At 65.1% G+C, this 23,804-nt stretch carries 23 protein-coding genes; 14 read left to right on the top strand and 9 right to left on the bottom strand.

From position 1 onward, the window contains the following. Positions 1–241 precede the first annotated feature (241 nt). The 8 genes from gshB to JWV26_RS12705 all read left to right on the top strand — a co-directional run bounded on the left by gshB (position 242) and on the right by JWV26_RS12705 (position 8,338). The gene (gene gshB, locus JWV26_RS12740) at positions 242–1,198 is read left to right on the top strand and encodes a glutathione synthase (RefSeq protein ID WP_072423456.1); all 957 of its coding nucleotides are present in this window, start codon (positions 242–244) and stop codon (positions 1,196–1,198) included. A gap of 88 nt (positions 1,199–1,286) precedes the next feature. Next, on the top strand, positions 1,287–2,183 hold the full coding sequence (locus JWV26_RS12735; protein WP_206417004.1) for an energy transducer TonB: 897 nt from the start codon (positions 1,287–1,289) through the stop codon (positions 2,181–2,183). 121 nt (positions 2,184–2,304) lie between these two features. Then, positions 2,305–2,874, top strand: a complete 570-nt coding sequence (locus JWV26_RS12730) for a YqgE/AlgH family protein (RefSeq protein WP_017678430.1) — start codon at positions 2,305–2,307, stop codon at positions 2,872–2,874. Next, the gene (gene ruvX, locus JWV26_RS12725; RefSeq protein WP_024306524.1) at positions 2,871–3,308 is read left to right on the top strand and encodes a Holliday junction resolvase RuvX; all 438 of its coding nucleotides are present in this window, start codon (positions 2,871–2,873) and stop codon (positions 3,306–3,308) included. Before JWV26_RS12730 ends, ruvX begins: the two co-directional genes overlap by 4 nt. 30 nt (positions 3,309–3,338) lie before the next feature. Beyond that, positions 3,339–3,842: a bifunctional pyr operon transcriptional regulator/uracil phosphoribosyltransferase PyrR gene (gene pyrR, locus JWV26_RS12720; protein ID WP_072423459.1), complete on the top strand. Its 504-nt coding sequence runs from the start codon at positions 3,339–3,341 to the stop codon at positions 3,840–3,842. Between the two features lie 11 nt (positions 3,843–3,853). Further along, on the top strand, positions 3,854–4,861 hold the full coding sequence (locus JWV26_RS12715; protein WP_017678427.1) for an aspartate carbamoyltransferase catalytic subunit: 1,008 nt from the start codon (positions 3,854–3,856) through the stop codon (positions 4,859–4,861). After that, positions 4,861–6,132 carry a dihydroorotase gene (locus JWV26_RS12710; RefSeq protein WP_206417003.1) on the top strand — a complete coding sequence of 424 codons (1,272 nt, stop codon included), beginning with the start codon at positions 4,861–4,863 and terminating at the stop codon, positions 6,130–6,132. Before JWV26_RS12715 ends, JWV26_RS12710 begins: the two co-directional genes overlap by 1 nt. A gap of 298 nt (positions 6,133–6,430) precedes the next feature. Continuing rightward, positions 6,431–8,338 carry a beta-ketoacyl synthase gene (locus JWV26_RS12705; protein WP_206417002.1) on the top strand — a complete coding sequence of 636 codons (1,908 nt, stop codon included), beginning with the start codon at positions 6,431–6,433 and terminating at the stop codon, positions 8,336–8,338. Between the two features lie 76 nt (positions 8,339–8,414). Here the strand turns inward: JWV26_RS12705 and cysQ are convergent, their stop codons facing one another. Together cysQ and nudE are read right to left on the bottom strand one after the other, a co-directional pair. Beyond that, positions 8,415–9,233 (bottom strand): 3'(2'),5'-bisphosphate nucleotidase CysQ, encoded by an 819-nt coding sequence (gene cysQ, locus JWV26_RS12700; RefSeq protein WP_206417001.1) that lies wholly within the window; start codon positions 9,231–9,233, stop codon positions 8,415–8,417. Continuing rightward, the gene (gene nudE / locus JWV26_RS12695) at positions 9,230–9,796 is read right to left on the bottom strand and encodes an ADP compounds hydrolase NudE (RefSeq protein WP_206417000.1); all 567 of its coding nucleotides are present in this window, start codon (positions 9,794–9,796) and stop codon (positions 9,230–9,232) included. Before nudE ends, cysQ begins: the two co-directional genes overlap by 4 nt. A gap of 123 nt (positions 9,797–9,919) precedes the next feature. Between nudE and yrfG the strand changes: the two genes are divergently transcribed. Continuing rightward, a complete protein-coding gene (gene yrfG / locus JWV26_RS12690) occupies positions 9,920–10,600 on the top strand; it encodes a GMP/IMP nucleotidase (protein ID WP_072423763.1) in 681 nt (226 codons plus the stop codon). A gap of 77 nt (positions 10,601–10,677) precedes the next feature. On the opposite strand, the gene lysM is transcribed toward yrfG, so the two are convergent. Continuing rightward, positions 10,678–11,115 (bottom strand): peptidoglycan-binding protein LysM, encoded by a 438-nt coding sequence (gene lysM, locus JWV26_RS12685; protein ID WP_017678421.1) that lies wholly within the window; start codon positions 11,113–11,115, stop codon positions 10,678–10,680. Between the two features lie 119 nt (positions 11,116–11,234). Here lysM and JWV26_RS12680 point away from each other — a divergent pair, with 119 nt between their 5' ends. The 4 genes from JWV26_RS12680 to JWV26_RS12665 all read left to right on the top strand — a co-directional run bounded on the left by JWV26_RS12680 (position 11,235) and on the right by JWV26_RS12665 (position 15,904). Continuing rightward, positions 11,235–12,122 carry a LysR family transcriptional regulator gene (locus tag JWV26_RS12680; RefSeq protein ID WP_206416999.1) on the top strand — a complete coding sequence of 296 codons (888 nt, stop codon included), beginning with the start codon at positions 11,235–11,237 and terminating at the stop codon, positions 12,120–12,122. A gap of 97 nt (positions 12,123–12,219) precedes the next feature. Continuing rightward, positions 12,220–13,035, top strand: coding sequence for a formate dehydrogenase accessory sulfurtransferase FdhD (fdhD, locus tag JWV26_RS12675; RefSeq protein WP_206416998.1), 816 nt, complete (start codon positions 12,220–12,222; stop codon positions 13,033–13,035). Next, positions 13,032–15,371 (top strand): FdhF/YdeP family oxidoreductase, encoded by a 2,340-nt coding sequence (locus JWV26_RS12670; RefSeq protein WP_206416997.1) that lies wholly within the window; start codon positions 13,032–13,034, stop codon positions 15,369–15,371. The genes fdhD and JWV26_RS12670 overlap by 4 nt, the downstream gene beginning before the upstream one ends. Before the next feature lie 86 nt (positions 15,372–15,457). Beyond that, the gene (locus JWV26_RS12665) at positions 15,458–15,904 is read left to right on the top strand and encodes a glycine zipper domain-containing protein (protein ID WP_017678417.1); all 447 of its coding nucleotides are present in this window, start codon (positions 15,458–15,460) and stop codon (positions 15,902–15,904) included. Here JWV26_RS12665 and JWV26_RS12660 read toward each other — a convergent pair. From JWV26_RS12660 to JWV26_RS12635, 6 genes are all read right to left on the bottom strand, one after another. Continuing rightward, positions 15,898–16,665: a DUF4824 family protein gene (locus JWV26_RS12660; RefSeq protein WP_206416996.1), complete on the bottom strand. Its 768-nt coding sequence runs from the start codon at positions 16,663–16,665 to the stop codon at positions 15,898–15,900. The genes JWV26_RS12665 and JWV26_RS12660 overlap by 7 nt on opposite strands. Then, positions 16,662–17,726: a DUF2157 domain-containing protein gene (locus JWV26_RS12655; protein ID WP_206416995.1), complete on the bottom strand. Its 1,065-nt coding sequence runs from the start codon at positions 17,724–17,726 to the stop codon at positions 16,662–16,664. Before JWV26_RS12655 ends, JWV26_RS12660 begins: the two co-directional genes overlap by 4 nt. A gap of 78 nt (positions 17,727–17,804) precedes the next feature. After that, positions 17,805–18,239 carry an acyl-CoA thioesterase gene (locus JWV26_RS12650; RefSeq protein ID WP_206416994.1) on the bottom strand — a complete coding sequence of 145 codons (435 nt, stop codon included), beginning with the start codon at positions 18,237–18,239 and terminating at the stop codon, positions 17,805–17,807. A gap of 99 nt (positions 18,240–18,338) precedes the next feature. Then, on the bottom strand, positions 18,339–19,502 hold the full coding sequence (locus JWV26_RS12645; protein ID WP_074913594.1) for an iron-containing alcohol dehydrogenase: 1,164 nt from the start codon (positions 19,500–19,502) through the stop codon (positions 18,339–18,341). Between the two features lie 194 nt (positions 19,503–19,696). Continuing rightward, positions 19,697–21,487 carry an acyl-CoA dehydrogenase C-terminal domain-containing protein gene (locus tag JWV26_RS12640; RefSeq protein WP_206416993.1) on the bottom strand — a complete coding sequence of 597 codons (1,791 nt, stop codon included), beginning with the start codon at positions 21,485–21,487 and terminating at the stop codon, positions 19,697–19,699. Further along, on the bottom strand, positions 21,484–22,725 hold the full coding sequence (locus tag JWV26_RS12635; protein ID WP_206416992.1) for a 3-hydroxyacyl-CoA dehydrogenase: 1,242 nt from the start codon (positions 22,723–22,725) through the stop codon (positions 21,484–21,486). The genes JWV26_RS12640 and JWV26_RS12635 overlap by 4 nt, the downstream gene beginning before the upstream one ends. A gap of 98 nt (positions 22,726–22,823) precedes the next feature. Here JWV26_RS12635 and JWV26_RS12630 point away from each other — a divergent pair, with 98 nt between their 5' ends. Then, positions 22,824–23,726 (top strand): LysR family transcriptional regulator, encoded by a 903-nt coding sequence (locus tag JWV26_RS12630; RefSeq protein ID WP_074913591.1) that lies wholly within the window; start codon positions 22,824–22,826, stop codon positions 23,724–23,726. The last annotated feature ends 78 nt before the right edge of the window (positions 23,727–23,804 follow it).

Raw genomic sequence — 23,804 nt, 5'->3', positions numbered from 1 at the left:
GTTCGCCCTACCATCGCCTCGGTGAGTCGTTATATTCGCGTTATCAGTATGCCTGAGGCCCAGTCTTCGATGGGGCTTGACCCAATCGTCGGGCCTTTTTAGCACACTCTCCAGATGCAATCTATAAGCCTGCCAGGGCAGCACCACCCTTGACCGCGCGGCCCGGCCGGCGCCACCCTGACAGCCATTGTTCGGCACGGCCAGCTCGGCCTTCGCCCTTATCCCACGGAGTTTATCCCCCATGAGCCTTCGCCTCGGGATCGTCATGGATCCTATCGCCAGCATCTCCTTCAAGAAGGACAGCTCGCTGGCCATGTTGCTGGCCGCTCAAGCACGCGGCTGGTCGCTGTTCTACATGGAGCAGCAGGATCTCTATCAGGTTCGCGGCCAGGCCCGTGCCCGCCTGCGTTCTCTGGAAGTGTTCAATGATCCGCAGCGCTGGTTCACCCTTGGTACGGAACAGGACACGCCGCTCGCCGAACTGGACGTGATCCTGATGCGCAAGGACCCGCCCTTCGATAACGAATTCGTCTACTCCACCTACCTGCTTGAGCAGGCCGAAAACGACGGCGTACTGGTGGTCAATCGGCCGCAGAGTCTGCGCGACTGCAATGAAAAGTTCTTCGCCACCCAGTTTCCCCAATACACACCAGCGACTCTGGTAAGCCGGCGTCCCGACATTGTGCGCCAGTTTGCCGATGAGCACCGTGACATCATTCTCAAACCCCTTGATGGTATGGGCGGATCGCAGATATTTCGCCACCGCGAAGGCGACCCGAATCTCTCGGTGATTCTGGAAACCCTGACCCTGCACGGCCACCAGCAGATCATGGCGCAGGCCTACCTGCCAGCTATCAAGGACGGCGACAAACGCATCCTGATGATAGACGGGGAGCCCGTACCCTATTGCCTGGCACGCATTCCGGCTGCTGGAGAGACCCGCGGCAACCTGGCCGCAGGCGGCCGCGGCGAGGCGCGCCCGCTGACCGAGCGCGATCGCGAAATTGCCGCAGCAGTCGGGCCTACCCTGCGCGAAAAGGGTCTGATCTTCGTCGGGCTCGACGTGATCGGTGAGCACCTGACAGAAATCAACGTCACCAGCCCGACCTGTATCCGCGAAATAGATGCCGCATTCGACACCCGTATCGGCGAACAACTGATGGACTGCATTGCGCGCAAACGTGGGTTAAAAGCTTGACGCAGGTGGCAGCCTGGCGCCCGCAACTTGCAGGCGCCTACTGCTACCCGGCAGACTGCGCGACATTCGAAAGCAGACCCGATACGCGATGAACGCAGCAGCCTCCCCACCGACCACCTCCTCCGCCAACGCCCGACCGGCGGACCGCCTGGGATTTACCCTGTTTCTCGCGGCAGCACTGCACGCGGCACTGATCCTCGGCGTCGGCTTCACCCTGGAGGCGCCGCCGGAAATCAGCAAGACGCTAGAAATCACCCTGTCCACCTTCAAGAGCGAAGAGAAGCCCAAGGAAGCGGATTTCTTGGCACAGGACAACCAGCAGGGCAGCGGCACGCTGGAACACACTGCAGCGCCCAAGACCACCGAACAGGCGCCCTTTCAGGACAGCGAGGTGCGCAAGGTCACACCACCCGCCACCCCGCAGCAGCCTGCCACCAGACAGGAAGCGCCCAAGGCTGCCGTCGCAACACGCGCACCGCAGCAGCAGAAAACCCCGGTCAAACGCGAAGAAGCCAAGCCGGTACCAGAAACGCGGCCGGCGCCGGTATTCGACTCGGCCCAGCTCTCGGCAGAAATCGCCAGCCTGGAAGCCGAGCTGGCCCAGGAAGTTCAGCAGTACGCCAAACGCCCGAAGATCCACCGCCTCAACGCCGCCTCAACCATGCGCGACAAAGGCGCCTGGTACAAAGACGAATGGCGCAAGAAAGTCGAACGCATCGGCAACCTCAACTACCCCGACGACGCTCGTCGCCAACGTATATACGGTAGCCTGCGCCTGTTGGTATCGATCAACCGTGATGGCTCGCTGTACGAGGTACAGGTGCTGGAGTCTTCCGGCCAGGCCGTGCTCGACCAGGCCGCACAACGCATCGTGCGCCTGGCCGCGCCCTATGCACCCTTCACCGGAGACCTGGCCGATATCGACCGCCTGGAAATCATCCGCACCTGGCGCTTCGAGCGCGGTGATCGGCTGTCGAGTAATTAGCCAACCCTGATCATCTGTGCGCACTGCGCCCCCTGCGAAGTGGCGCCAGCAGCCTGGATGAGATCCGGCAAAGCGCTGCTCACGCTTGTAGCTTGCCGCCTGTCGTTCCAAACTAGGCGTCATGAAGAAATCAGCCCCCACTTCGCTCAAGCACCACTTCCTGATTGCCATGCCGCACATGGCCGATCCGCACTTCGCGCAGACCGTCACCTACCTGGTCGAACACAACGAGCAAGGTGCGATGGGCCTGGTCATCAACAAGCCCAATGGCCTGAATCTGGCTGACGTGCTCGAACAACTGCGCCCTGACGAAGAGCCGGCGGCGCTGTGCCACAGCCTGCCGATCTTCGCCGGAGGCCCGGTACAGACCGACCGCGGTTTCGTCCTGCACCCCGCTGGTCCGCAGTTCCAGGCGACCCTGGAGCTGGGCGAGCTGGGCCTCTCCACCTCGCAAGACGTATTGTTCGCCATCGCCGACGGAAGCGGCCCGGATCGCTACCTGATCACCCTTGGCTACGCCGGCTGGGATGCCGGGCAACTGGAAGCCGAACTGGCCGACAATGCCTGGCTGACCTGCCCCGCCGACAGCAACATTCTTTTCGACCTGCCGTTCGACCAGCGTCTTAACGCCGCCGCCGCACGCCTGGGCGTCAATCTCAGCCTGCTGACCTCGCAGGTCGGGCACGCCTGATGAGCGACAAGCCATTGCGCCTGCTGCTGGGTTTCGACTATGGCACCAAGCAGATCGGCGTCGCCGTCGGCCAGGTGATCACCGGCCAGGCCCGTGAGCTGTGCGTGCTCAAGGCACAGAACGGCGTACCGGACTGGAACCGCGTCGAAGCGCTGATCAAGGAGTGGCAGCCGGACGCCGTGGTGGTCGGCCTGCCGCTGAACATGGACGGTACGCCCAGCGAAATGAGCGCCCGCGCCGAGAAATTCGCCCGCCGCCTCAACGGCCGCTTCAACCTGCCGGCCTACACCCACGACGAACGCCTGACCACCTTCGAGGCCAAAGGCCAACGCCTGCGCGAAGGCCAGAGTGGCGGCTATCGCGAGCGCCCGGTCGACGCCATTGCTGCAGCTCTGCTCCTTCAGGGCTGGCTAGAGGAAAACTGCACGGGCTGAGCGAGTCGGCCCGCATCAAGGAGTTTCGCCATGCTACCGAACCCCAACGACCTGCTGCCGGCCATGGCCAGCGCCCTGACCCAGCATCTGAACCAACGCCAGATCAGCGAGCCACGCTTCATCGGCATCCGTACCGGCGGCGTCTGGGTTGCCCAGGCCCTGCTTGCCGCCCTGGGGCGCGATGACGCACTGGGCATCCTCGACGTGTCCTTCTACCGCGACGACTTCACCCAGAACGGCCTGCACCCGCAGGTGCAGCCGTCCGAACTGCCGTTCGAGATCGAGGGCCAGCATCTGGTGCTGATCGACGACGTGCTGATGAGCGGGCGCACCATCCGCGCCGCACTGAACGAACTGTTCGATTACGGTCGCCCAGCCAGCGTGACCCTGGTCAGCCTGCTCGACCTGGGCGCCCGCGAGTTGCCGATCCGCCCCGACGTGGTCGGTGCCACCCTGTCACTGGCGACCAACGAACGGGTAAAATTGTCCGGCCCCACGCCGCTGACCCTCGAACTCCAGACGCTCGCCAACTGAGACTCCCCGCGATGACGCCACTCGCCGCCAAGCGCCCGCTGCAGCTGAACGACCAAGGTCAGCTGCGCCACTTCCTCTCACTCGACGGCCTACCCCGCGAGCTGCTGACCGAAATCCTCGACACCGCCGACTCCTTCCTCGAAGTCGGCGCGCGCGCGGTGAAGAAGGTCCCGCTGCTGCGCGGCAAGACCGTGTGCAACGTGTTCTTCGAGAACTCCACGCGCACCCGCACCACCTTCGAGCTGGCCGCCCAGCGCCTGTCGGCGGACGTCATCAGCCTCAACGTCTCCACCAGCTCGACCAGCAAGGGCGAGACGCTGTTCGACACCCTGCGCAACCTCGAGGCCATGGCCGCCGACATCTTCGTCGTGCGCCATGCCGACTCCGGCGCCGCGCACTTCATCGCCGAGCACGTGTGCCCGAATCTGGCGATCATCAACGGCGGCGACGGCCGCCACGCGCACCCGACCCAGGGCATGCTCGACATGCTCACCATTCGCCGCCACAAGGGCGACTTCGAGAATCTGTCGGTGGCCATCGTCGGCGACATCCTGCACTCGCGCGTGGCGCGCTCGAACATGCTGGCGCTGAAAACCCTGGGCTGCCCGGACATACGCGTGATCGCGCCGAAGACCCTGCTGCCCATCGGCCTGGAACAAAGCTACGGCGTGCGCGTGTTCAGCGACGCCAACGAAGGCCTCAAGGACGTCGACGTGGTGATCATGCTGCGCCTGCAGCGCGAGCGCATGCAGGGTGGCCTGCTGCCCAGCGAGGGCGAGTTCTACCGCCTGTTCGGCCTCACCGAGCAGCGTCTCAAGCTGGCCAAGCCCGATGCCCTGGTGATGCACCCGGGCCCGATCAACCGCGGCGTGGAGATCGAGTCGGCGGTGGCCGACGGCCCGCAATCGGTGATCCTCAACCAGGTCACCTACGGCATCGCCATCCGCATGGCCGTGCTGTCGATGGCCATGAGCGGGCAGAACGCCCAACGTCAACTCAACGCCGAGGAGGCCAACTGATGCGTACCGCAATCCTCGGCGCCCGCGTGATCGACCCGGCCAGCGGCCTGGATCAGGTCACTGACCTCTATATAGATGGCGGCAAGCTGGTGGCCACTGGTCATGCCCCCTCTGGCTTTGTCGCCGACCAAACCCTCGACGCCCAGGGTCTGATCGCTGCGCCCGGCCTGGTCGACCTGTCGGTGGCGCTACGCGAGCCTGGCTATAGCCGCAAGGGCAGCATCGCCACGGAAACCCTGGCCGCAGCGGCCGGTGGTGTCACCAGCCTGTGCTGCCCACCGTTCACCAAGCCAGTGCTGGATACCTCAGCGGTGGCCGAGCTGATTCTCGACCGCGCCCGTGAAGCCGGGCACACCAAGGTCTTCCCCATCGGCGCGCTGAGCAAGGGCCTGGCCGGCGAACAGCTGGCCGAGCTGGTCGCCCTGCGCGATGCCGGTTGCGTGGCCTTCGGCAATGGCCTGGACAACTTCCGCAGCAGCCGCACCCTGCGCCGCGCGCTGGAGTATGCGGCCACCTTCGACCTGCAAGTGATCTTCCATTCGCAGGACTTTGATCTGGCCGAAGGCGGCCTGGCTCATGAGGGCCCGACCGCCAGCTTCCTCGGCCTGGCCGGCATCCCGGAAACCGCCGAAACAGTGGCCCTGGCCCGCGACCTGCTGCTGGTGGAACAGAGCGGCGCGCGCGCGCACTTCAGCCAGATCACCAGCGCCCGCGGCGCCGAACTGATCGCCAACGCTCAGGCGCGCGGCCTGCCGGTGACCGCCGATGTGGCGCTGTACCAACTGATCCTCACCGACGAGGCGCTGATCGACTTCTCCAGCCTCTACCATGTGCAGCCGCCGCTGCGCTCGCGTGCCGACCGCGATGGTCTGCGCGAAGCGGTGAAGGCCGGGGTGATCTCGGCCATCGCCAGCCACCACCAACCGCACGAGCGCGATGCCAAGCTGGCACCCTTCGCCGCCACCGAGCCGGGCATCAGCAGCGTGCAATTGCTGCTGCCGCTGGCCCTTAGCCTGGTGCAGGACGGCCTGCTCGATCTGCCGACGCTGCTGGCACGCCTGACCAATGGCCCGGCCGCCGCACTGCGTCTGCCGGCCGGCTCGCTACGCGTCGGGGGCGCTGCCGATATCGTCTTGTTCGACCCGCAGGCCTCCACCGTCGCCGGTGAGCAGTGGTACTCCAAGGGCAGCAACTGCCCCTTTATCGGCCATTGTCTGCCCGGTGCAGTGCGCTACACGCTGGTCGACGGGCATATCAGCTACCAGGGCTGAGCCGACACAAGCCCGCCAGCAGGGTGTCGCGAGGCCGCCTAGGCCATGCGCACCAGCCTTCAGAAAACAGCGGTGCGCACAGCGCACCCTACCCCCGATCCATTGCCCCGCTAACGCCCGCCCATCCGCGACACACCTCACTCTCGCCACGACATTGGACGAATGAGTGACTCAACAGTCATGATCCACGTCAGGTTAGGCAGCCGAAATTTTCCAAATGCCACCGCCTTATGACCCTGCTCGCGCCCAGAGGCGCCGGCCTGGCGTCGCGCTGGCCTTGTTCAGGAGCTTTTGATTTATGTCGCGCTTACCTGTGATCGTGGGTTTTGGGGGTTACAACGCAGCCGGGCGCAGCTCCTTCCACCATGGTTTCCGTCGTACCGTGCAGGAGTCGCTGCAGCCTCAGGCGCGCCAGGAAACCCTGGCCGGGCTGGCGCAGATGATGAAGCTGGTACGCGTGGTCGACGGCCAGTACCGCGATCAGGACGGCCAGCCGCTGAGCCTGGCCGACATCGAAAGCCGCTACGGCAAGGACATTCTCGCCGGCACCCTGGTGCGCCGCATCGAGAAGCAGCACCTGGACCCGGACGCCGCCCACTGGCAGAAGAGCATCGGCGTCGCTCCCGCCAATGGTGCCAACCTGAGCTTCATCACCCAGCGCAAGCAACTGCCCGAGCCACTGCCGGCCAACTGGTCCGTAGAAGAGCTCGACGGCAATGAAGTGCGTGTCACCCTGCATGACAGCTGCGAGTTCAAGGTGGACAGCTATCGCCCGCTGGCAGTGAAATCCGCCGGCCAGTTGCCCACCGGCTTCGAGCCGAGCGAGCTGTACAATTCGCGCTTCCACCCGCGCGGCCTGGCCATGACCGTGGTCGGCGTCACCGACGCCCTGCGTTCGGTCGGCATCGACTGGCAGCGCATCGTTCAACATGTCGCCCCGGACGAAATCGCCGTGTTCGCCAGCTGCATCATGAGCCAGCTCGACGAGAACGGCTTCGGCGGCATGATGCAGTCGCGCCTCAAGGGTGGCCGCGTCACCGCCAAGCAGTTGGCCCTGGGCCTGAACACCATGCCGGCGGACTTCATAAACGCCTACGTGCTCGGCAGCGTCGGTACCACCGGCAGTATCACCGGTGCCTGCGCCACCTTCCTCTACAACCTGCAAAAGGGCATCGAGCAGATCGCCTCCGGCAAGGCGCGTGTGGTCATCGTCGGCAGCAGCGAGGCGCCGATCAACCAGGAATGCATCGAGGGCTACGGCGCCATGGGCGCGCTGGCCACCGAAGAAGGCCTGCGCCAGATCGAGGGCAAGAGCGAGGTGGACTTCCGCCGCGCCAGCCGTCCGTTCGGCGACAACTGCGGCTTCACCCTGGCCGAGGCCTGTCAGTTCGTGGTGCTGATGGACGACGAGCTGGCCCTGGAACTGGGTGCCGACATCCACGGCGCGGTGCCGGATGTGTTCATCAACGCCGATGGCTTCAAGAAATCCATCTCCGCCCCCGGCCCGGGCAACTACCTGACCGTGGCCAAGGCCGTGGCCAGCGCCGTGCAGCTGCTCGGCCTGGACGCCGTGCGTAGCCGCAGCTTCGTCCACGCCCATGGTTCCAGCACCCCGGCCAACCGCGTCACCGAGTCGGAGATTCTCGACCGCGTCGCGGCGGCCTTCGGTATCGAGCAATGGCCGATCACGGCAGTGAAGGCCTTCGTCGGCCACTCCTTGGCCACCGCCAGCGGCGACCAGGTGATCGCAGCCCTCGGCGCCTTCAAGTACGGCATCGTGCCGGGTCTGAAGACCATCGACGCCGTCGCCGGCGACGTACACCAGGATCACCTGAGCCTGTCCACCGAAGACCGCAAGGTGGGTGAGCAGGCGCTGGACGTGGCCTTCATCAACTCCAAGGGCTTCGGCGGCAACAACGCCAGCGCCCTGGTGCTGGCCCCGCACGTGACCGAACGCATGCTGCGCAAACGCCACGGCCAGGCCGCCTTCGACGCCTACCTGGCGCGCCGCGAGAGCACCCGTGCCGCCGCTGCCGCGTACGATCAGCTTGCCCTGCAGGGCAAGCTGGACATCATCTACAACTTCGGCAACGACATGATCGACGACCAGGCGATCTCCATCACCACCGAAGAAGTGAAGGTGCCGGGCTTCGACCAGCCATTGGTGTTCAAGAAGGACGCGCGCTACAGCGATATGCTCGATTGAGGTTTACGCAGATCCTGTAAGGTGCGCTGTGCGCACCAGCACTATTCCGGGCAGCTCTCGGTGCGCACAGCGCACCCTACAGGCCGCTGGCCAGTTCGATCAGCCCGCCACGCCACTCGGCGGCAGCCGGCAAGGCCAGGAACGAGGGGTTGAGGAAGGATTCGCGCGCCTCGTAGGTCAGCACTTCGCCTGCCAGGTTCAACACCTCGCCTCCGGCGCCTTCCAGCACGCCCTGCGCCGCAGCGGTGTCCCATTGCGAGGTGGGCGCCAGGCGCGGATAGCAGTCGGCATTGCCTTCGGCCAGCAGGCAGAACTTCAGCGAACTGCCGATATTGGCCAGCGCCGGCTCGCCGAAACGGGCGGCCAAGCCTGCCAGTAGGGTTTCCTGCGCAGGGCTGGAATGGCGCTTGCTGGCCACCAGCGTGAAGCCCTGCGCAGGCGCCAGGCGCACGCGAATCGGTTGTTCATCACCCGACACATCGCTGCGCCAGGCACCCAAACCGGCGCCGCCGTAGTAGCAGCGCCCGCTGGCAGGAATGCCAACCACACCGAAAACCACACGGCCACGCTCGACCAAGGCGACATTGACCGTGAACTCTTCGGAACCGGCGATGAACTCCTTGGTGCCATCGAGCGGATCGACCAGCCACCAGCGCGTCCAGGCGGCGCGCTCGGCCAGCGGGATATCAGCGGCCTCCTCCGACAGCACCGGCACCTCCGGCGCCAGCGCCTGCAGGCCATCGAGCAGGATATGGTGCGCGGCCAGGTCGGCAGCGGTCACCGGCGAGGCATCGGCCTTCTCCGTCACTGCCACACCGCTGCGCCAGTACGGCAGCGTCGCCGCGCCTGCCGCACGAACCAGTTCGATCACCTGGGGCATAAAGGGATGACTCACGAGCAGAACTCCCCGCGCTGGGTCAGCAGGTCGCGCACCAGGTACAGCGCCGCCAGCGCACGGCCTTCGCTGAACTGTTCGTGCTGGGCCAAACTGGATAGCTCGCGCAGGCTGATGCGGTCGACCCGCATCGGCTCGGGCTCATCCCCCGGTAGGCGCTCCTCGTAAAGGTTGCGCGCCAGCACCACCTGAATCTTCTGGCTCATGTAACCGGGCGACAGGCTCAGCTCGGTGATGTACTCCAGCTCGTGCGCGCCGAAACCGGCCTCTTCCTTGAGCTCGCGGTTGGCGGCGACCAGCACGTCCTCACCCGGTTCGATCAGGCCCTTGGGCAACGACAGCTGGTAGTCATCGGTGCCGCCGCAGTACTCCTCGATCAACACCGCGTGCTCGGCATCGAGCATCGCCACCACCATCACCGCACCGTAGCCCGAACCCTTGCCGACCAGTCGCTCATAGGTGCGCTCCGTGCCGTTGGAGAAGCGCAACTGCACTTCCTCGACACGAAACAGACGGCTGCTGGCGACAATTTCGCGAGCGAGAACCGTGGGTTTTTGGCGCATGAGGCGACTCCTTGGCGGGACCGAGCGGGTTATCATACAGCGGCTTTCGCCATTATCCGTGGCCGAGATTGCATCAAGGCGAAACAGGCCACGGATCGATTGTTCCCAATCAGAGAGATGCGCATGCCCGTACTACCCTGGCAGCAGATCGACACCGTCCTGCTGGACATGGACGGCACGTTGCTCGACCTGCACTTCGACAACCACTTCTGGCTCACCCACCTGCCGCAGCGCTACGCCGAGCACCATGGCGTCAGCCTGGCGCTGGCTCAGGCCGAACTGCTGCCGCTGTTTCGCCAGCATGCCGGTACGCTGAACTGGTACTGCACGGACTTCTGGAGCCGCGAGCTGCGCCTGTCGATCCGTGACCTCAAGCGCGAGGTCGCGCACCTGATCGCCCTGCGCGCGGATGCCGAGCTGTTTCTGCGCGCCCTGCGAGAAGCGGGCAAGCGCGTGGTGCTGATCACCAACGCGCACCGCGATTCGCTGTCGCTGAAGCTGGAACGCGTCGAGCTGGCGCCCTGGTTCGAACGCCTGATCAGCTCTCACGACTACGGCTTTCCCAAGGAGGACCAGCAGTTCTGGTTCGCCCTGCGCCAGGACGTCGATTTCGACCCCGCGCGCAGCCTGTTCATCGACGACAGCCTGCCGATCCTGCGCAGCGCCGGCCGGTTCGGTGTTGCCCATCTGCTCGCCGTGCGCCAGCCAGACAGCCAGGCCGGGCCTAAAAATACCGAGGAGTTCGCCGCAGTGGAGGACTACCGGGAGTTGGTACAGGAACTATCTGCGACGCCCTCGCTGTAGGAGCCGGCTTGCCGGCGATCCCGGATGACGATGATCGCCGGCAAGGCCAAGCGCCCCCGCAGTACCTAAGCGCGGGTTTATTCGGGAATGCGCAATACCTGCCCAGGGTAGATCTTGTCCGGGTGACTGAGCATCGGCTTGTTGGCCTCGAATATCTTCATGTAGGCATTGGCATTGCCGTATTCGGCCTTGGCAATGGCGCTCAGCGTGTCGCCCTTCTTCACCGTAACGAAGCGCGCTGCGGGGGCGGGCGTGGTCACGCTGATCTGGTCATCGACTTCACCGACACCGGCAACGTTGCCCAGCGCCAGGAGGATCTTTTCCTTCTCTTCCTGGCTGGCCACTTCGCCACGGGCGATGACCTTGTCACCTTCGACACTGACCTCGATGTTCGGGTTACCCAGGCCAACCTTGGTAACGTGGTCCTTGAGTGATTCGGCGGCCTGCGCCTCCTGACCCACCAGCGACTCCCAGAGCTTGACCCCGGCGTCTTTGACAAAGGCAAACAGACTCATGGCGATTCCTCTCGTTCCTTGTGAATGACCGGGCAAAGCCCCCGGAGACCAAAGTCTAGTTCAGGAAACACCCCTGATTAGCATTCGCGCATTAGAATCCGAGCAAACCAGGAGCCCACATGGACATAAAGCAGCTGAAATTTCTCGTTGCCCTCGACGAGACCCGCCACTTCGGTCAGGCCGCTGCACGCTGCCACGTGACCCAGCCGACGCTGTCCATGCGCCTGCGCCAGTTGGAAGACGAACTGGGACTGGAGCTGGTGCGCCGCGGACAACGTTTCGAGGGTTTCAGCGCCGAAGGTGAGCGTATCCTGGCCTGGGCGCGCAGCCTGCTGGCGGCGCAGGATGGCCTGCTCGCCGAGGCAGCCGCCTGCCGTGGCCATCTGGTCGGCACCCTGCGCCTGGGCGTGGTGCCGCTGGCCAGTTTCGACCCGATGCGCCTGATCAGCCTGTTCGCCGAGCGTCACCCCGGGCTGCGCTTCCAACTGCACGCGCTGAGCAGCGATCAGATTCTTGAGGGGCTGGTACGTAATCAGCTCGACCTTGGCCTGTCCTATCTCGACCGACTCGACCGCGAGCACTTCGCCAGCCTGGAGCTGGCCGAAGCACGCATGGGCCTGCTCTACGATCAGCGCCACTTCCACTTCGTCAGCGCCAGCCTGCGCTGGGAACAACTGGCCAACTTGCCCCTTGGCCTGCTCTCCACCGGCATGCACTTTCGCCAGTCCATCGATCACAGCTTCCGTGCGCGCGGCCTCAGCCCACAGGTGCGCCTGGAAGCCGACGCCGTGCACCACCTGACTCAAGCGGTCAGCGCCGGTCTGTGCTGCAGCGTCATGCCGCTGCCGGCCGACGGTGCTCCGACCGACGGTCATCTGCGCCTGCTACCCATCGAGGACGCTCATACCCTGGCACCTCAGGGCCTGATCATGCGTCGTAGCGCCCCTGCCTCACCGCTCGCACAAGCCTGCTTCGAAGAGGCGCGAGAGTGGCTGGCGGAGGATTGATAGATACGCTCGATCAACGCATCAAAGCCAACGATTAGACGCTCCCCGCCCATGGGCCTAGGCTTAGCTGTGTCAATCTGTCACAGAGCGCGCCTCGATGGCCAAGCCAGCCGCCCAGCCGCACATCGCCAGTGCCTACACCTACGCCGAACTCGGTGACGGGCGTGCGCAGCACGCTGCACTGGCCGAAGAATGTGCCCTGGCGATCAGCTACAACGACCTGAACCAGGCCGTGATGATGGTTTCTCCCCATCATCTGGAAGATTTTGCCGTCGGTTTCAGTCTCGGTAACGACCTGATCCAGTCCATCGACGACATCTATGACATCCAGTTGCGCGGCCTCGGTGACAGCCGCGAAGCGCGCCTGCAAGTCAGCAGCCGCGCCTTTTGGGCGCTCAAGCAGCAACGCCGACAAATGGCCGGCACCAGTGGCTGTGGCCTATGCGGTGTGGATGCACTGGAACAGGCGCTACCGGCCCTGACCGCCCTGCCCGGCGCAGCGTTGCCACCACTGGAACACCTGACCGGGCTACGCGAACGCATCGGTGAGCAACAACAACTGGCACGCCACAGCGGCGCGCTGCATGCCGCCCTGTTCATCGACGCCAACGGCGAGATTCGTCTGTGCCGCGAAGACATCGGCCGCCATAACGCGCTGGACAAGCTGATCGGCGCCATTGCCCGCGAGCGCATCGACACCCGTGGTGGCTTTGCTCTGGTCACCAGTCGCTGCAGCCTGGAGTTACTGCACAAGGCGGTGCGCGCCGGCATCGACACGCTGGTGAGCCTGTCCGCACCCACCGCCCTGACCGTGGACTGGGCGCGGCGCCACCGCCTCAACCTGATCCACCTGCCTCATCACAGCACGCCGCGGGTCTATAGCCCCGCGCCTGACGAAGAAGAACGACCATGAGCCTGCAACCCGTCAATCCCCGTTACAAGCCCTACAAAGGCCCGGCCGCTGGCTGGGGCGCACTGAACGCCGTCACCCGCTTCTGGCTGGACAGCAAACAGCCGTTCAAGAACCTGCGCGCGCTGCTCAAGACCAACCAGAACGGCGGATTCGACTGCCCCGGCTGCGCCTGGGGCGATTCGCCCGAGGACGGTCACATCAAGTTCTGCGAGAACGGCGCCAAGGCGGTCAACTGGGAAGCCACCAAACGTCGTGTCGATCCAGCCTTCTTCGCCCGCTACACGGTCAGCCAACTGCGCGAGCAGAGTGACTACTGGCTCGAGTACCAGGGTCGCCTGACGCATCCGATGCGCTACGACGCCAGCACCGATCGCTATGTGCAGACCAGTTGGGATGACGCCTTCGCCCTGATCGCCGGGCACCTCCAGGCGCTGCCAAGCCCGGATCATGCCGAGTTCTACACCTCCGGCCGCGCCAGCAACGAGGCGGCGTTTCTCTACCAGTTGTTCGTGCGCGCCTACGGCACCAACAACTTCCCCGACTGCTCGAACATGTGCCACGAGGCCAGCGGCGTCGCCCTCGGCCAGAGCGTGGGGATCGGCAAGGGCAGCGTGACCTTCAACGATTTCGAGCATGCCGACGCCATCTTCGTGCTCGGTCAGAACCCTGGCACCAATCACCCGCGCATGCTCGAGCCGCTGCGTGAAGCGGTCAAACGCGGCGCCCAGGTGGTCTGCTTCAACCCGCTGAAGGAGCGTGGTCTGGAACGCTTCCAGCATCCGCAGCACGCGCTGGAGATGCTCACCAACGGCTCCGAGCCACTGAATACCGCGTTCTTCCGTCCGGCGCTGGGCGGCGACATGGCCGCCCTGCGCGGCATCGCCAAGTTCCTCCTGCAGTGGGAGCGCGAAGCGCAGGCCAAGGGCGAACCGGCAGTGTTCGATCATGCCTTCATCGCCGAACACACCGACGGCGTCGAGGCTTATCTGCAGCTGCTCGACGATTGCAGCTGGGAGGCGCTGCAAGCCCAGTCCGGCCTCAGCCTGCTGGAGATCGAACAGGCTGCGCGCATGTATCGCCGCGCCGAACGCGTGATCATCTGCTGGGCCATGGGCATCACCCAGCACCACCATTCGGTGGCCACTATCCAGGAAATCGTCAACCTGCAACTGCTGCGCGGCAACCTCGGCCGCCCCGGCGCCGGCCTGTGCCCGGTGCGCGGCCACAGCAACGTGCAGGGCGACCGCACCATGGGCATCAATGACCGCCCGCCGGTGACGCTGCTTGATGCCCTGGAAAAACGCTTCCAGTTCAAGGTGCCGCGCGAGAACGGTCACAACACGGTCGAGGCGATCAACGCCATGATCGACGGCCAGGCCAAGGTGTTCATCGGCCTCGGCGGCAACTTCGCCCAGGCCACGCCAGACAGCCCGCGCACGCACAAGGCGCTGCAGAGCTGCGACCTCACCGTGCAGATCAGCACCAAGCTCAACCGCAGTCACCTCACTGTCGGCCGTGACGCGCTGATCCTGCCGTGCCTCGGCCGCACCGATATCGACCACCAGGCCGGCGGCCCGCAGGCGGTGACGGTGGAAGACTCGTTCAGCATGATCCACGCTTCCTACGGCCAGCTCGAGCCGCTGGCCGGCAGCGAGATGCGCTCGGAGCCGGCCATCGTTGCCGGTATCGCCAAGGCCACCTTGGGCAACCATCCGTTGGACTGGGACGCGCTGATCGCCGACTACGACCGTATCCGCGAGCTGATCGCCGATACCATCCCCGGCTTCCATGACTTCAACCAGCGCGTCGCTCACCCCGGCGGTTTCTACCTCGGCAACTCGGCCGGCGCACGGCAGTGGAAGACCGCGTCCGGCAAGGCCAACTTCAAGGCCAATGCTCTGCTCGCCGACCTGCTGCCCCCGCAGGTACGCGAAAGCGGTGAAACGCCGGATCTGATCCTGCAGACCCTGCGCTCGCACGACCAGTACAACACCACGGTGTATGGCCTCGACGATCGCTACCGCGGCGTGCGCGGGCAGCGTGACGTGCTCTTCGCCAACGAGGCGGACATCCTCCGCCTGGGCTTCAAGCCCGGGCAGAAGGTGGACATTCGCTCGCTGTGGAACGATGGCATCGAGCGCCGTGTCAGCGGTTTCACCCTGCTCGCCTTCGACATCCCGGCCGGCCAGGCCGCGGCCTACTTCCCCGAGGCCAACCCGCTGGTACCGCTGGAAAGTGCTGGTGTCGGCAGCAGCACACCGACTTCGAAGTTCGTCGCCATTCGCCTGCAGGCCGCCAGCGGCGGCAATCTGCTGAGTAGTAGCGCAGCGAGCTGACAGGCGGCCAGGAACCTCCTGCGCAAATCACCGGTCAATGGCGTAACGCTCGCCATTGACCGGCGAATCCTGTGATCGAGGTGTCCATGAAGTCTCTGCAACTCTTCTTTCTTTCCCTTGGCCTGAGCAGCGGTGGCTTTGCCTTTGCAGGCAGTACCGAAGCCGGTTTGGGTGGCGCCCTGGGCGGCGCAGTGGGCGCGATGGTTGGTCAGCAGGTCGGTGGCAACACTGGCGCGGCGGTCGGCGCCGGTCTCGGCGGCGCAGCCGGTAGCATGGTCGGTGCAGACCGTCGCAGTCGTACCGAAGCCGCCATTGGCGGCGCGCTGGGCGCTGCCGGCGGCAACGTCGTCGGTCAGCAGGTCGGCGGCAACACCGGCGGTGTGGTCGGTGCGGCAGTCGGTGGCGGAGCCGGTGGTGCACTGGGCAACTACATGGGCAATGCCAGCTACGACGATGACCGTCGCGGCAAGCATCACCGCCATTACCACGGCAAGAAACACAAGAAGCACCACAAGCACTGGCGCCGTCACTGACGGATACTGAGCACCCAGGGTTCATGACGACGACCGAAGGCCACTTCGACCTGCGCCTTGAACCCTGTTTGTTCATAGTTACGCTCCCAGCCACGCGCCAGCTCGCGATAAGCATGGGGAACACTCAGGCGATCATTTTCCAGGCGAATGGTCGCGCCATAACCGGCCTCGGCACCGTGGCGGTAAGGCTCGATACTTCCGGTCAGTAATACCTGGCGTTGCCGATCCGGCCAGCTCTGACGCAGTACCCGCGCATCCACGCCCGCATCCACCAGCATCAGACGGCTGGCCTGCTGCTCGACGAATTGCAAACGACGCTGGCGATCATCACGTTCCTGCCGCAAAACCTCACTCTCGGGCTTGGCATTCAATTCGGCTTCAGCAGCGACCAGTGCCTGGCGAGCCCGTTCGACCTGATGTCGGTACAACGGCCCATCCAGCTCCAACACCAACCAGACTTCGCGTGCTGTCTGCCTGTTCAAGGCTCGTTCATCGGTGGCAGAGAACCCCAGCTCGCGCAGCTTGGCCTCATCCAGCCAGGGCAACTGCCAGCCATCACCGGGGCGCTGCCAGCTCAGTTGCAGGCGCAGCACGCCATCGTCCTCATCGCGCAACCAGCCACCGTAGACGCGCTGCAGCTCACGCTCGCTGAGCAGCAGTTGCGCCTCGGGCTCGCCGCTGCGGTTGTACCAGACGCAACCCAGGGCGATGGCATTGCTCAACAGCACCACGCTGAGAGCAAGCCACGCTGACCGCTTCATTGCGCACCTCCCGGCGCGCTGCGCCGCCAGCGTTGCAGCATCACCAGCAGCAGCACAGCGATCAGCCCGAGCAGGAGGAAGAACAGGTAGCGCGGCAGCAACTGCCACCACCAGTCGAACAGCTTGGCGAAGAGCATGATCAACGCGAAGACCAGACCAGTGTTGACCACCTCACCCCAGCCGCGGCGAATGCCGAGCCATATGGTCAGCCCAGCGAGGACGAAGCCGAGCGTCTGGTAGAACGCCTCGATCCAGCCCGTCGACCAGTCAAGATAGCTGCCGCCGCCCCAGTAGGAGAGCACCAGCACCGGGCCGAGCAGGTAGAGCAAGCCGACCACTCGGTAGCAGGCGGCGAACCCCGCATAGCGCCGCTGATCGAGCCATTGCGGGACGAGCAGCAGCGCCGTCAGCGGCATGAACAGCTCCGGCCGTTCGCCCAGCGACCACCAGTGCCAGCCCCCCCAGTCGCCAAGGCGAGCCGCGACGAACAGACCGAAGCAGAGCAACGCCACCACCAACAGCAGGCGCTGGCGACACTGGTAGGCCAATAGCAGCGCCAGCGCTCCCCAGGGCAGCAGGGCCTTGTCCGAAGGGGTGATATTGAAGATCTGCCCGAGCATCGACAGGTTCAGCACGAAGCAGACGAACGCCAGCACGGCGGCCAGCTTGGCGTAATAGCCAGAGGTGTCGCGGGCCTGTAGCCAAAAGCACAGCAGCAGACTGCCGAGGCTGCTGCCGAGGAGAATGGCGACCTGAGCGGCAACATCGAACAGCCCCCAGAACTGGTAGAACAGGAAAAACAACCCGGCCGCCAGCGCCAGCGCACCGAACAGCGAGGCCAGGCGCATGCCCAGTGATAGCTGGCGCGCGCGGGCATCGGCGTCGATGTCCAGGGTCTGCCGGTAATGCGTCAGCAATTGCCGATGATGGGCGGTGACCGCCTGTTCCTGCGCCTCGCTCAGTTGCAGCACCTGCTCGCGGCGCAGCTCGTCCAGCTCCTCACGGAAGGCGGTGATACGGGCGGCGCGCTGCTGCGCCTGCTCACGCTCGAGATCGGACATGGGCACTCCCTGGCGGATAATTGCCCACAGCCTAGCAGGCCGAGCCAGAAGGTGCGCACGGCGCACCCAGCGCGAGTTTCAATCCACCCGCAATGCCGCCATCGCTGCACGCAAGGTCTCGGGGATCGCTACGGGGCGGTTGCTCGCACGATCTACGAACACGTGGACGAAACGCCCAGCGGCGCAGGCCTGCTCTTCGCCCACCTTGAAGATTGCCAGCTCGTACTGCACCGAACTGTTGCCCAGCTTGCCGACGCGCAGCCCCACCTCGATGGCATCGGGGAAGGCGATGGAGGCGAAGTAGTCGCAGCTTGAGCTGACCACGAAGCCGACCACCTCGCCGCCATGGATATCCAGACCACCCTCGGCGATCAGGTAGGCATTCACCGCGCTGTCGAAGTAGCTGTAGTAGGTCACGTTGTTGACGTGGCCATAGATGTCGTTGTCGTGCCAGCGCGTGATGATCGACTGGAAGTGACGGTAGTCGCCACGCAGGTGTTGGGGTTGGTTCATCGATGATCCTTGGAGTGGCTTCGGTGCGCGCGGCGCACCCTACGGCAGGGATGGCGCCGGCCCGGTAGGGTGCGCCATGCGCACCAATCGCGATGAATGTCAGTAGGCTGCCTGGTATATGGACAGGGCCTGCTGCTCGTTCATCTCACGCGGATTGTTCACCAGCAGACGCTGCTGCAGCATGGCGTCCGCCGCCAGCGTGGGCAACATGACCTCGCTCACTCCGGCGTCGCGCAACCGCGTCGGCAGGCCGCTGCGCAGACTGAAAGCTGCCAGCGCCTCGATCAACTGCTCGGTCTGCGCCGCCGCACTGCCGGCCCGCAACTGCTCGCCCAGTACCAGCGGCGCCAACTCGGCATACAGCGGCGCAGCCACCGGCGCATTGAAGGCCAGCACCTGTGGCAGCACCAGGGCGTTGGACAGCCCGTGAGGGATGTGGAAATGCCCGCCCAGGGGATAGGCCAGGGCATGCACCGCCGCCACCGGCGCGTTGGCGAAGGCCTGCCCGGCCAGACAGGCGCCGAGCAGCATGGCCTGACGTGCCTCGCGGTTGCTGCCGTTGCGCACTACCTCATCGAGATTGGCTGCCAGCAGACGCAGCGCTTCGCGAGCCAACAGGTCGGAAAGCGGGTTCTTCTTCAGCGCGCTGGTGTAGGCCTCGATGGCATGCACCATGGCGTCGACGCCGGTGGCCGCGGTGACCGCCGCTGGCAGGCCGAGGGTCAGGTCGGCATCGAGCAAAGCCAGATCCGGCAGCAGCAGCGGCGAAACCACGCCCATCTTGGTGGTCTCGCCGGTGGTGACGATGGCGATCGGCGTCACCTCCGAGCCGGTTCCGGCGGTGGTCGGCACCTGGATCAGTGGCAGGCGCCGACCGCGGGCATTGCCCACGCCGTAGATCTCGCTCAGCGCCTGGGTGCAGTCGGGATGGGCCAACAAGGCCACCAGCTTGGCCACGTCCATCGAGCTGCCGCCACCGAAGCCGACCACCAGCTCCGCCTGCAGCTCGCGAGCCTGGGTCACGGCGGCCAGCACCACGGTCTCGGGCGGGTCGGCCAGCACCTGGTCGAACACCTGCACGCTCATGCCAGCGCGGGCGAAGCCCGGCAGCAAGGGTTCCAGCAGGCCCAGGCGGATGATGCCCGGGTCAGTGACGATCAGCACGCGTCGGGCGCCGCGCTCGCGGCAGAGTTCGGCCAGACGCAGACTGGCGCCGGATTCGCAAAGAATCTGTGCGGTGGTGGCGAAGCTGAAAGGGTGCATGGGGTGCTCCTCTTGTTGTAGCCCGGATGAAATCCGGGACCGGTCATGCAAATTTCCCCGGATTACATCCGGGCTACGATCCCTCTCCCCAGCCCTCTCCCATAAATGGGAGAGGGAGCTGTCCGTGGTAGGCCTGAATAAGGCGTTATTGCTCCCCTCTCCCGCTTGCGGGAGAGGGGCTGGGGGAGAGGGTTCTAAAAGGCGAAACTGTCCTCATCCATGGCCATCAGGCACTGCGCGCCGCCCAGCAGGGCTTCGCGGTGCGCGCTGGCGCGCGGCAGCACGCGGCGCAGGTAGAACTCGGCGCTGTGCAGCTTGGCCTGGTAGAACGCCGCCTCGCCGCTGCCCGCCTCCAGCGCATCCTGCGCCCGCGCCGCGGCCTGCAGCCAGAAACCGGCGAGCAGCACATAAGCCGAGTACTGGAGAAAATCCACCGAAGTGGCGCCGATCTCCTGCGGGTCGCGCTGACAGGCGGCAATCACTTCTGTGCTTAGCTCGCGCCATTCGCCCAGGCGGGCCTGCACCACACTGGCCATCTGAGCCAGGGCTGGTCGATCCGCCTCGGCATCGCACAGCTGGCTGAACTCGGCCTGCAGTGCGGACAACTCCGCACCACCGTCGCCCAGCAATTTACGGCGGATATAGTCCAGCGCCTGAATGCCGTTGGTCCCTTCGTAAAGCTGGGTGATGCGGCTGTCGCGCATCAGTTGTTCCATGCCCCACTCGCGGATGAAGCCGTGGCCGCCATAAACCTGCACGCCATGGCTGGCCACTTCCTGACCCATATCGGTGAAGAACGCCTTGACGATAGGGATCAGCAGCGCCGCGCGCTTGCCAGCGGCCTTGCGCGCCTCGGCCGACTCGGCGCCGTGCTCCAGGTCAAGCTGGCGCGCGCAGTAGGCGGCGAGCATGCGGCTGCCCTCGACCAAGGCCTTCTGCGTCAGCAGCATGCGCCGCACATCGGGGTGAACGATGATCGGATCGGCCGCCTTGTCCGGCGCCTGCACACCCGCCAGACCACGCGACTGCAGGCGTTCACGGGCGTAGCGCAGCGCCCCCTGGAAGGCTGCCTCGCCAATGCCGAGGCCCTGCAGGCCGACCTGAAAGCGCGCGTCGTTCATCATGGTGAACATGCAGGCCAGGCCCTGGTTGGCTTCGCCCACCAACCAGCCGGTGGCGCCGTCGAAGTTCATCACGCAGGTGGAGGCGCCCTTGATGCCCATCTTGTGCTCGATAGCGCCACACGACAGCGTGTTGCGTTCACCCGGTGTGCCGTCGGCGGCAGCGATAAATTTCGGCACCAACAGCAATGAAATGCCCTTCACGCCAGCAGGCGCATCCGGCAGGCGCGCCAGCACCAGATGGACGATGTTTTCGGAGATGTCCTGCTCGCCACCACTGATAAAGATCTTGCTGCCGCTAACGCGGTAGCTGCCGTCGGCCTGCGGCTCGGCGCGGGTGCGCAGCAGGGCCAGATCGGTGCCGGCCTGCGGCTCGGTCAGACACATGGTGCCGGTCCACTGGCCACTGACCAGCTTGCCCAGGTACTGCTGCTTCAGCGTTTCGCTGCCGTGCTTGTGCAGCGCCAGCACGGCGCCCTCGGTCAGCCCGGAGTAGACACGGAACGACAGCGAGGCGCCCATCAGCATCTCGTGGAAGGCGAAGGCCACCAGCTGCGGAAAGCCCTGGCCGCCATATTCTACCGGCCCGGTCATGCTCGCCCAGCCGTTGTCCACGTACTGCCGGTAGGCCTCGGTAAAGCCCTTGGGCGTGCTGACCTGGCCATTTTCCAGGTGGCAACCCTCCTCATCGCTGTTGCGATTTAGCGGCGCGACCTCGCCCGCAGCGAAGGCCGCCGCCTCTTCCAGCACGCCGTCGACCAGCTCGCGATCCAGGCCGTTACCCAGACGCTCGCAGTGGCCGGCAGCGTCGAACAGTTCGTGCAGGACGAAGCGCATATCGCGCAATGGCGCCTGATAGCTCATACCCGACCCTCCTGTACGTCGCTGAAATGCTTGTTCTCGGCAGCCAGGCGTTCGATCAGCGCCGCCGGTTGCCAATGCGCGCCGAAGCGCTCTGCCAGTTGCAAAAGACGTTGGTGAATCGCCGCGACACCCTCGCCGTCGGCCCAGCTCATCGGGCCTCCACGCTCGACGGGAAAGCCGTAACCGTTGAGATAGACCAGATCGATGTCGCGGCTGTTGGCGGCAATGTTCTCCTCGAGAATCTTCGCCCCTTCGTTGACCAGGGCCAGTAGGCAGCGCTCGAGAATCTCCTCGTTGCCGATATCGCGGCGGGTGAAGCCCAGGCGCTCCGATTGCATCTGCACCAGCCCATCGACAACCGGATCATGCTCGGCCTGGCGGCTGCCGGGCGCATAGCGGTAATAGCCCTTGCCGCTCTTCTGGCCAAAGCGCCCCAACTCGCACAGACGGTTATCCACCTGCACCGCCGGATCATCCTGGCCCTGGCCAGACAGTTCACGGGCGCGCCATTCGAGATCGATGCCGACCACGTCGTACATGCGAAACGGCCCCATAGCGAAACCGAAACCCTGCAGCGCCGTATCTACCTGATGCGGCCAGGCGCCCTCGAGCAGCAGCATGCGCGCCTCGCGCACGTAGGTGTGCAGCATGCGGTTGCCGATAAAGCCGTGGCAGTTGCCGGCCACCACCGCCACCTTGCCCATGCGCTCGCCCAGCTCCTGAGCGGCCTGCAGCACGGCAGGCGCAGTCCTGGCACCACGCACGATCTCTAGCAGTTTCATGATGTGCGCCGGGCTGAAGAAGTGCAGGCCCAGCACCGATTCTGGCCGCGTGGTGACTGCAGCGATAGCGTCGACATCCAGCGCCGATGTGTTGCTGGCGAGGATGGCGCCCGGCTTCAGCACCGAGTCCAGCTCACGGAAGATGTTTTGTTTGAGCTCGAGATTCTCGTACACCGCCTCGATAACCAGGTCAGCGTCGGCCAGCGCCGCGTAGCCGTACACCGCCTCGATACGTGCGCGCCGCGCGGCGGCCTCGGCCGCATCGATACGGCCCTTGGCGACATTGTGCGCCCAGGTTTCCTCAGCCATCGCCAGGCCCTGCTCGACCATCTGCGGGTTGTTATCCAACCACAGCACCTGCAGGCCGGCATTGGCCAGGCTGATGACGATACCGCGGCCCATGGTGCCGGCGCCGATCACGGCGGCACAGCGAAGCGGCGAGACGACTTTATTCATTGTTGTTCCTCTCGTGCACAAACAGAAAAGCTTGGGTCACGATAAGCAAGCCGCTACTATTTTTGAAATTTAGTCTTGTGATACGACGTATTCAGTAGATGAATTTCAGCAACTTCGACCTCAACCTGCTGCGCGTACTGGACGCCCTGCTACGCGAGCAGAACGTCTCGCGCGCCGCCGAACATCTGGCGCTGAGCCAGCCGGCGGTGAGCAATGCGCTCAATCGCCTGCGCGTGCTGCTCGACGACCCGCTGTTGGTGCGCGTCGGCCGGCGCATGCAGCCAACGCCGCGGGCACTGGCACTGGAGGCGCCGATCCGCAACGCGCTGCGTCAGCTGGAGCAGAGCCTGAGCGCCGGCGAGGCCTTCGAGCCGGGCGAAAGCCGCCAGCGCTTTCGCATTGCCGTCACCGACTACGTCGAGCTGGTGTGCATGCCGCGCCTGCTCGACCGCCTCAGCCACAAGGCACCGGGCATCGGCATCGATATTCGCCACCTCAGCCCCAGCCTGCCGATGGAAGCGCTGGACAAGGGCGAGCTGGACCTGGTGCTGGGCCGTTTCGACGAGATGCCGGCGCGTTTCGCCCGCCGCCACTGGATGAGCGAGACGCTCAAACTGGCGGTGCGCCGCGAGCACCCTCTGCTGCGCCAGGGTAATCTGGATCTGGAGGCCTTCCTGCGTCTGCGTCACCTCTGGGTACACGGTGGGCAGACCCGCGGCATGGTCGATCAGTGGCTGGGGGAGCAGGGGCTGTCGCGGCAGATCCTCTACACCACGCCGAACTACCTGCAGGCCGCGCATATCGTCGCCGGCAGCGAGCTGGCGGCGGTACTGCCCACCGCCCTGGCCCGGCACTTCGCCACGCTGCTGCCGCTGCAGCTGTTCGACCTCCCCTTCAGCCTCGGGCCCTTCCACCTCGAAGTGGTCAGCCTGGCGCAGCGCCAGCGCGATGCCGCGCTGCAATGGTTGATCGAGGAGATCGTCGCAGTGGCCAACCCTTAGGATGTCGCGGGGCCGCCACAGGCGGTGCGCACCGGCCATTCTTCAATCTACCGGTAGTGCAATGCCGGTGCGTACAGC

Source organism: Ectopseudomonas toyotomiensis (genome assembly GCF_017167985.1).
GTDB lineage: Bacteria > Pseudomonadota > Gammaproteobacteria > Pseudomonadales > Pseudomonadaceae > Aquipseudomonas > Aquipseudomonas toyotomiensis.
This window is presented reverse-complemented; position numbering and strand designations above follow the sequence as displayed.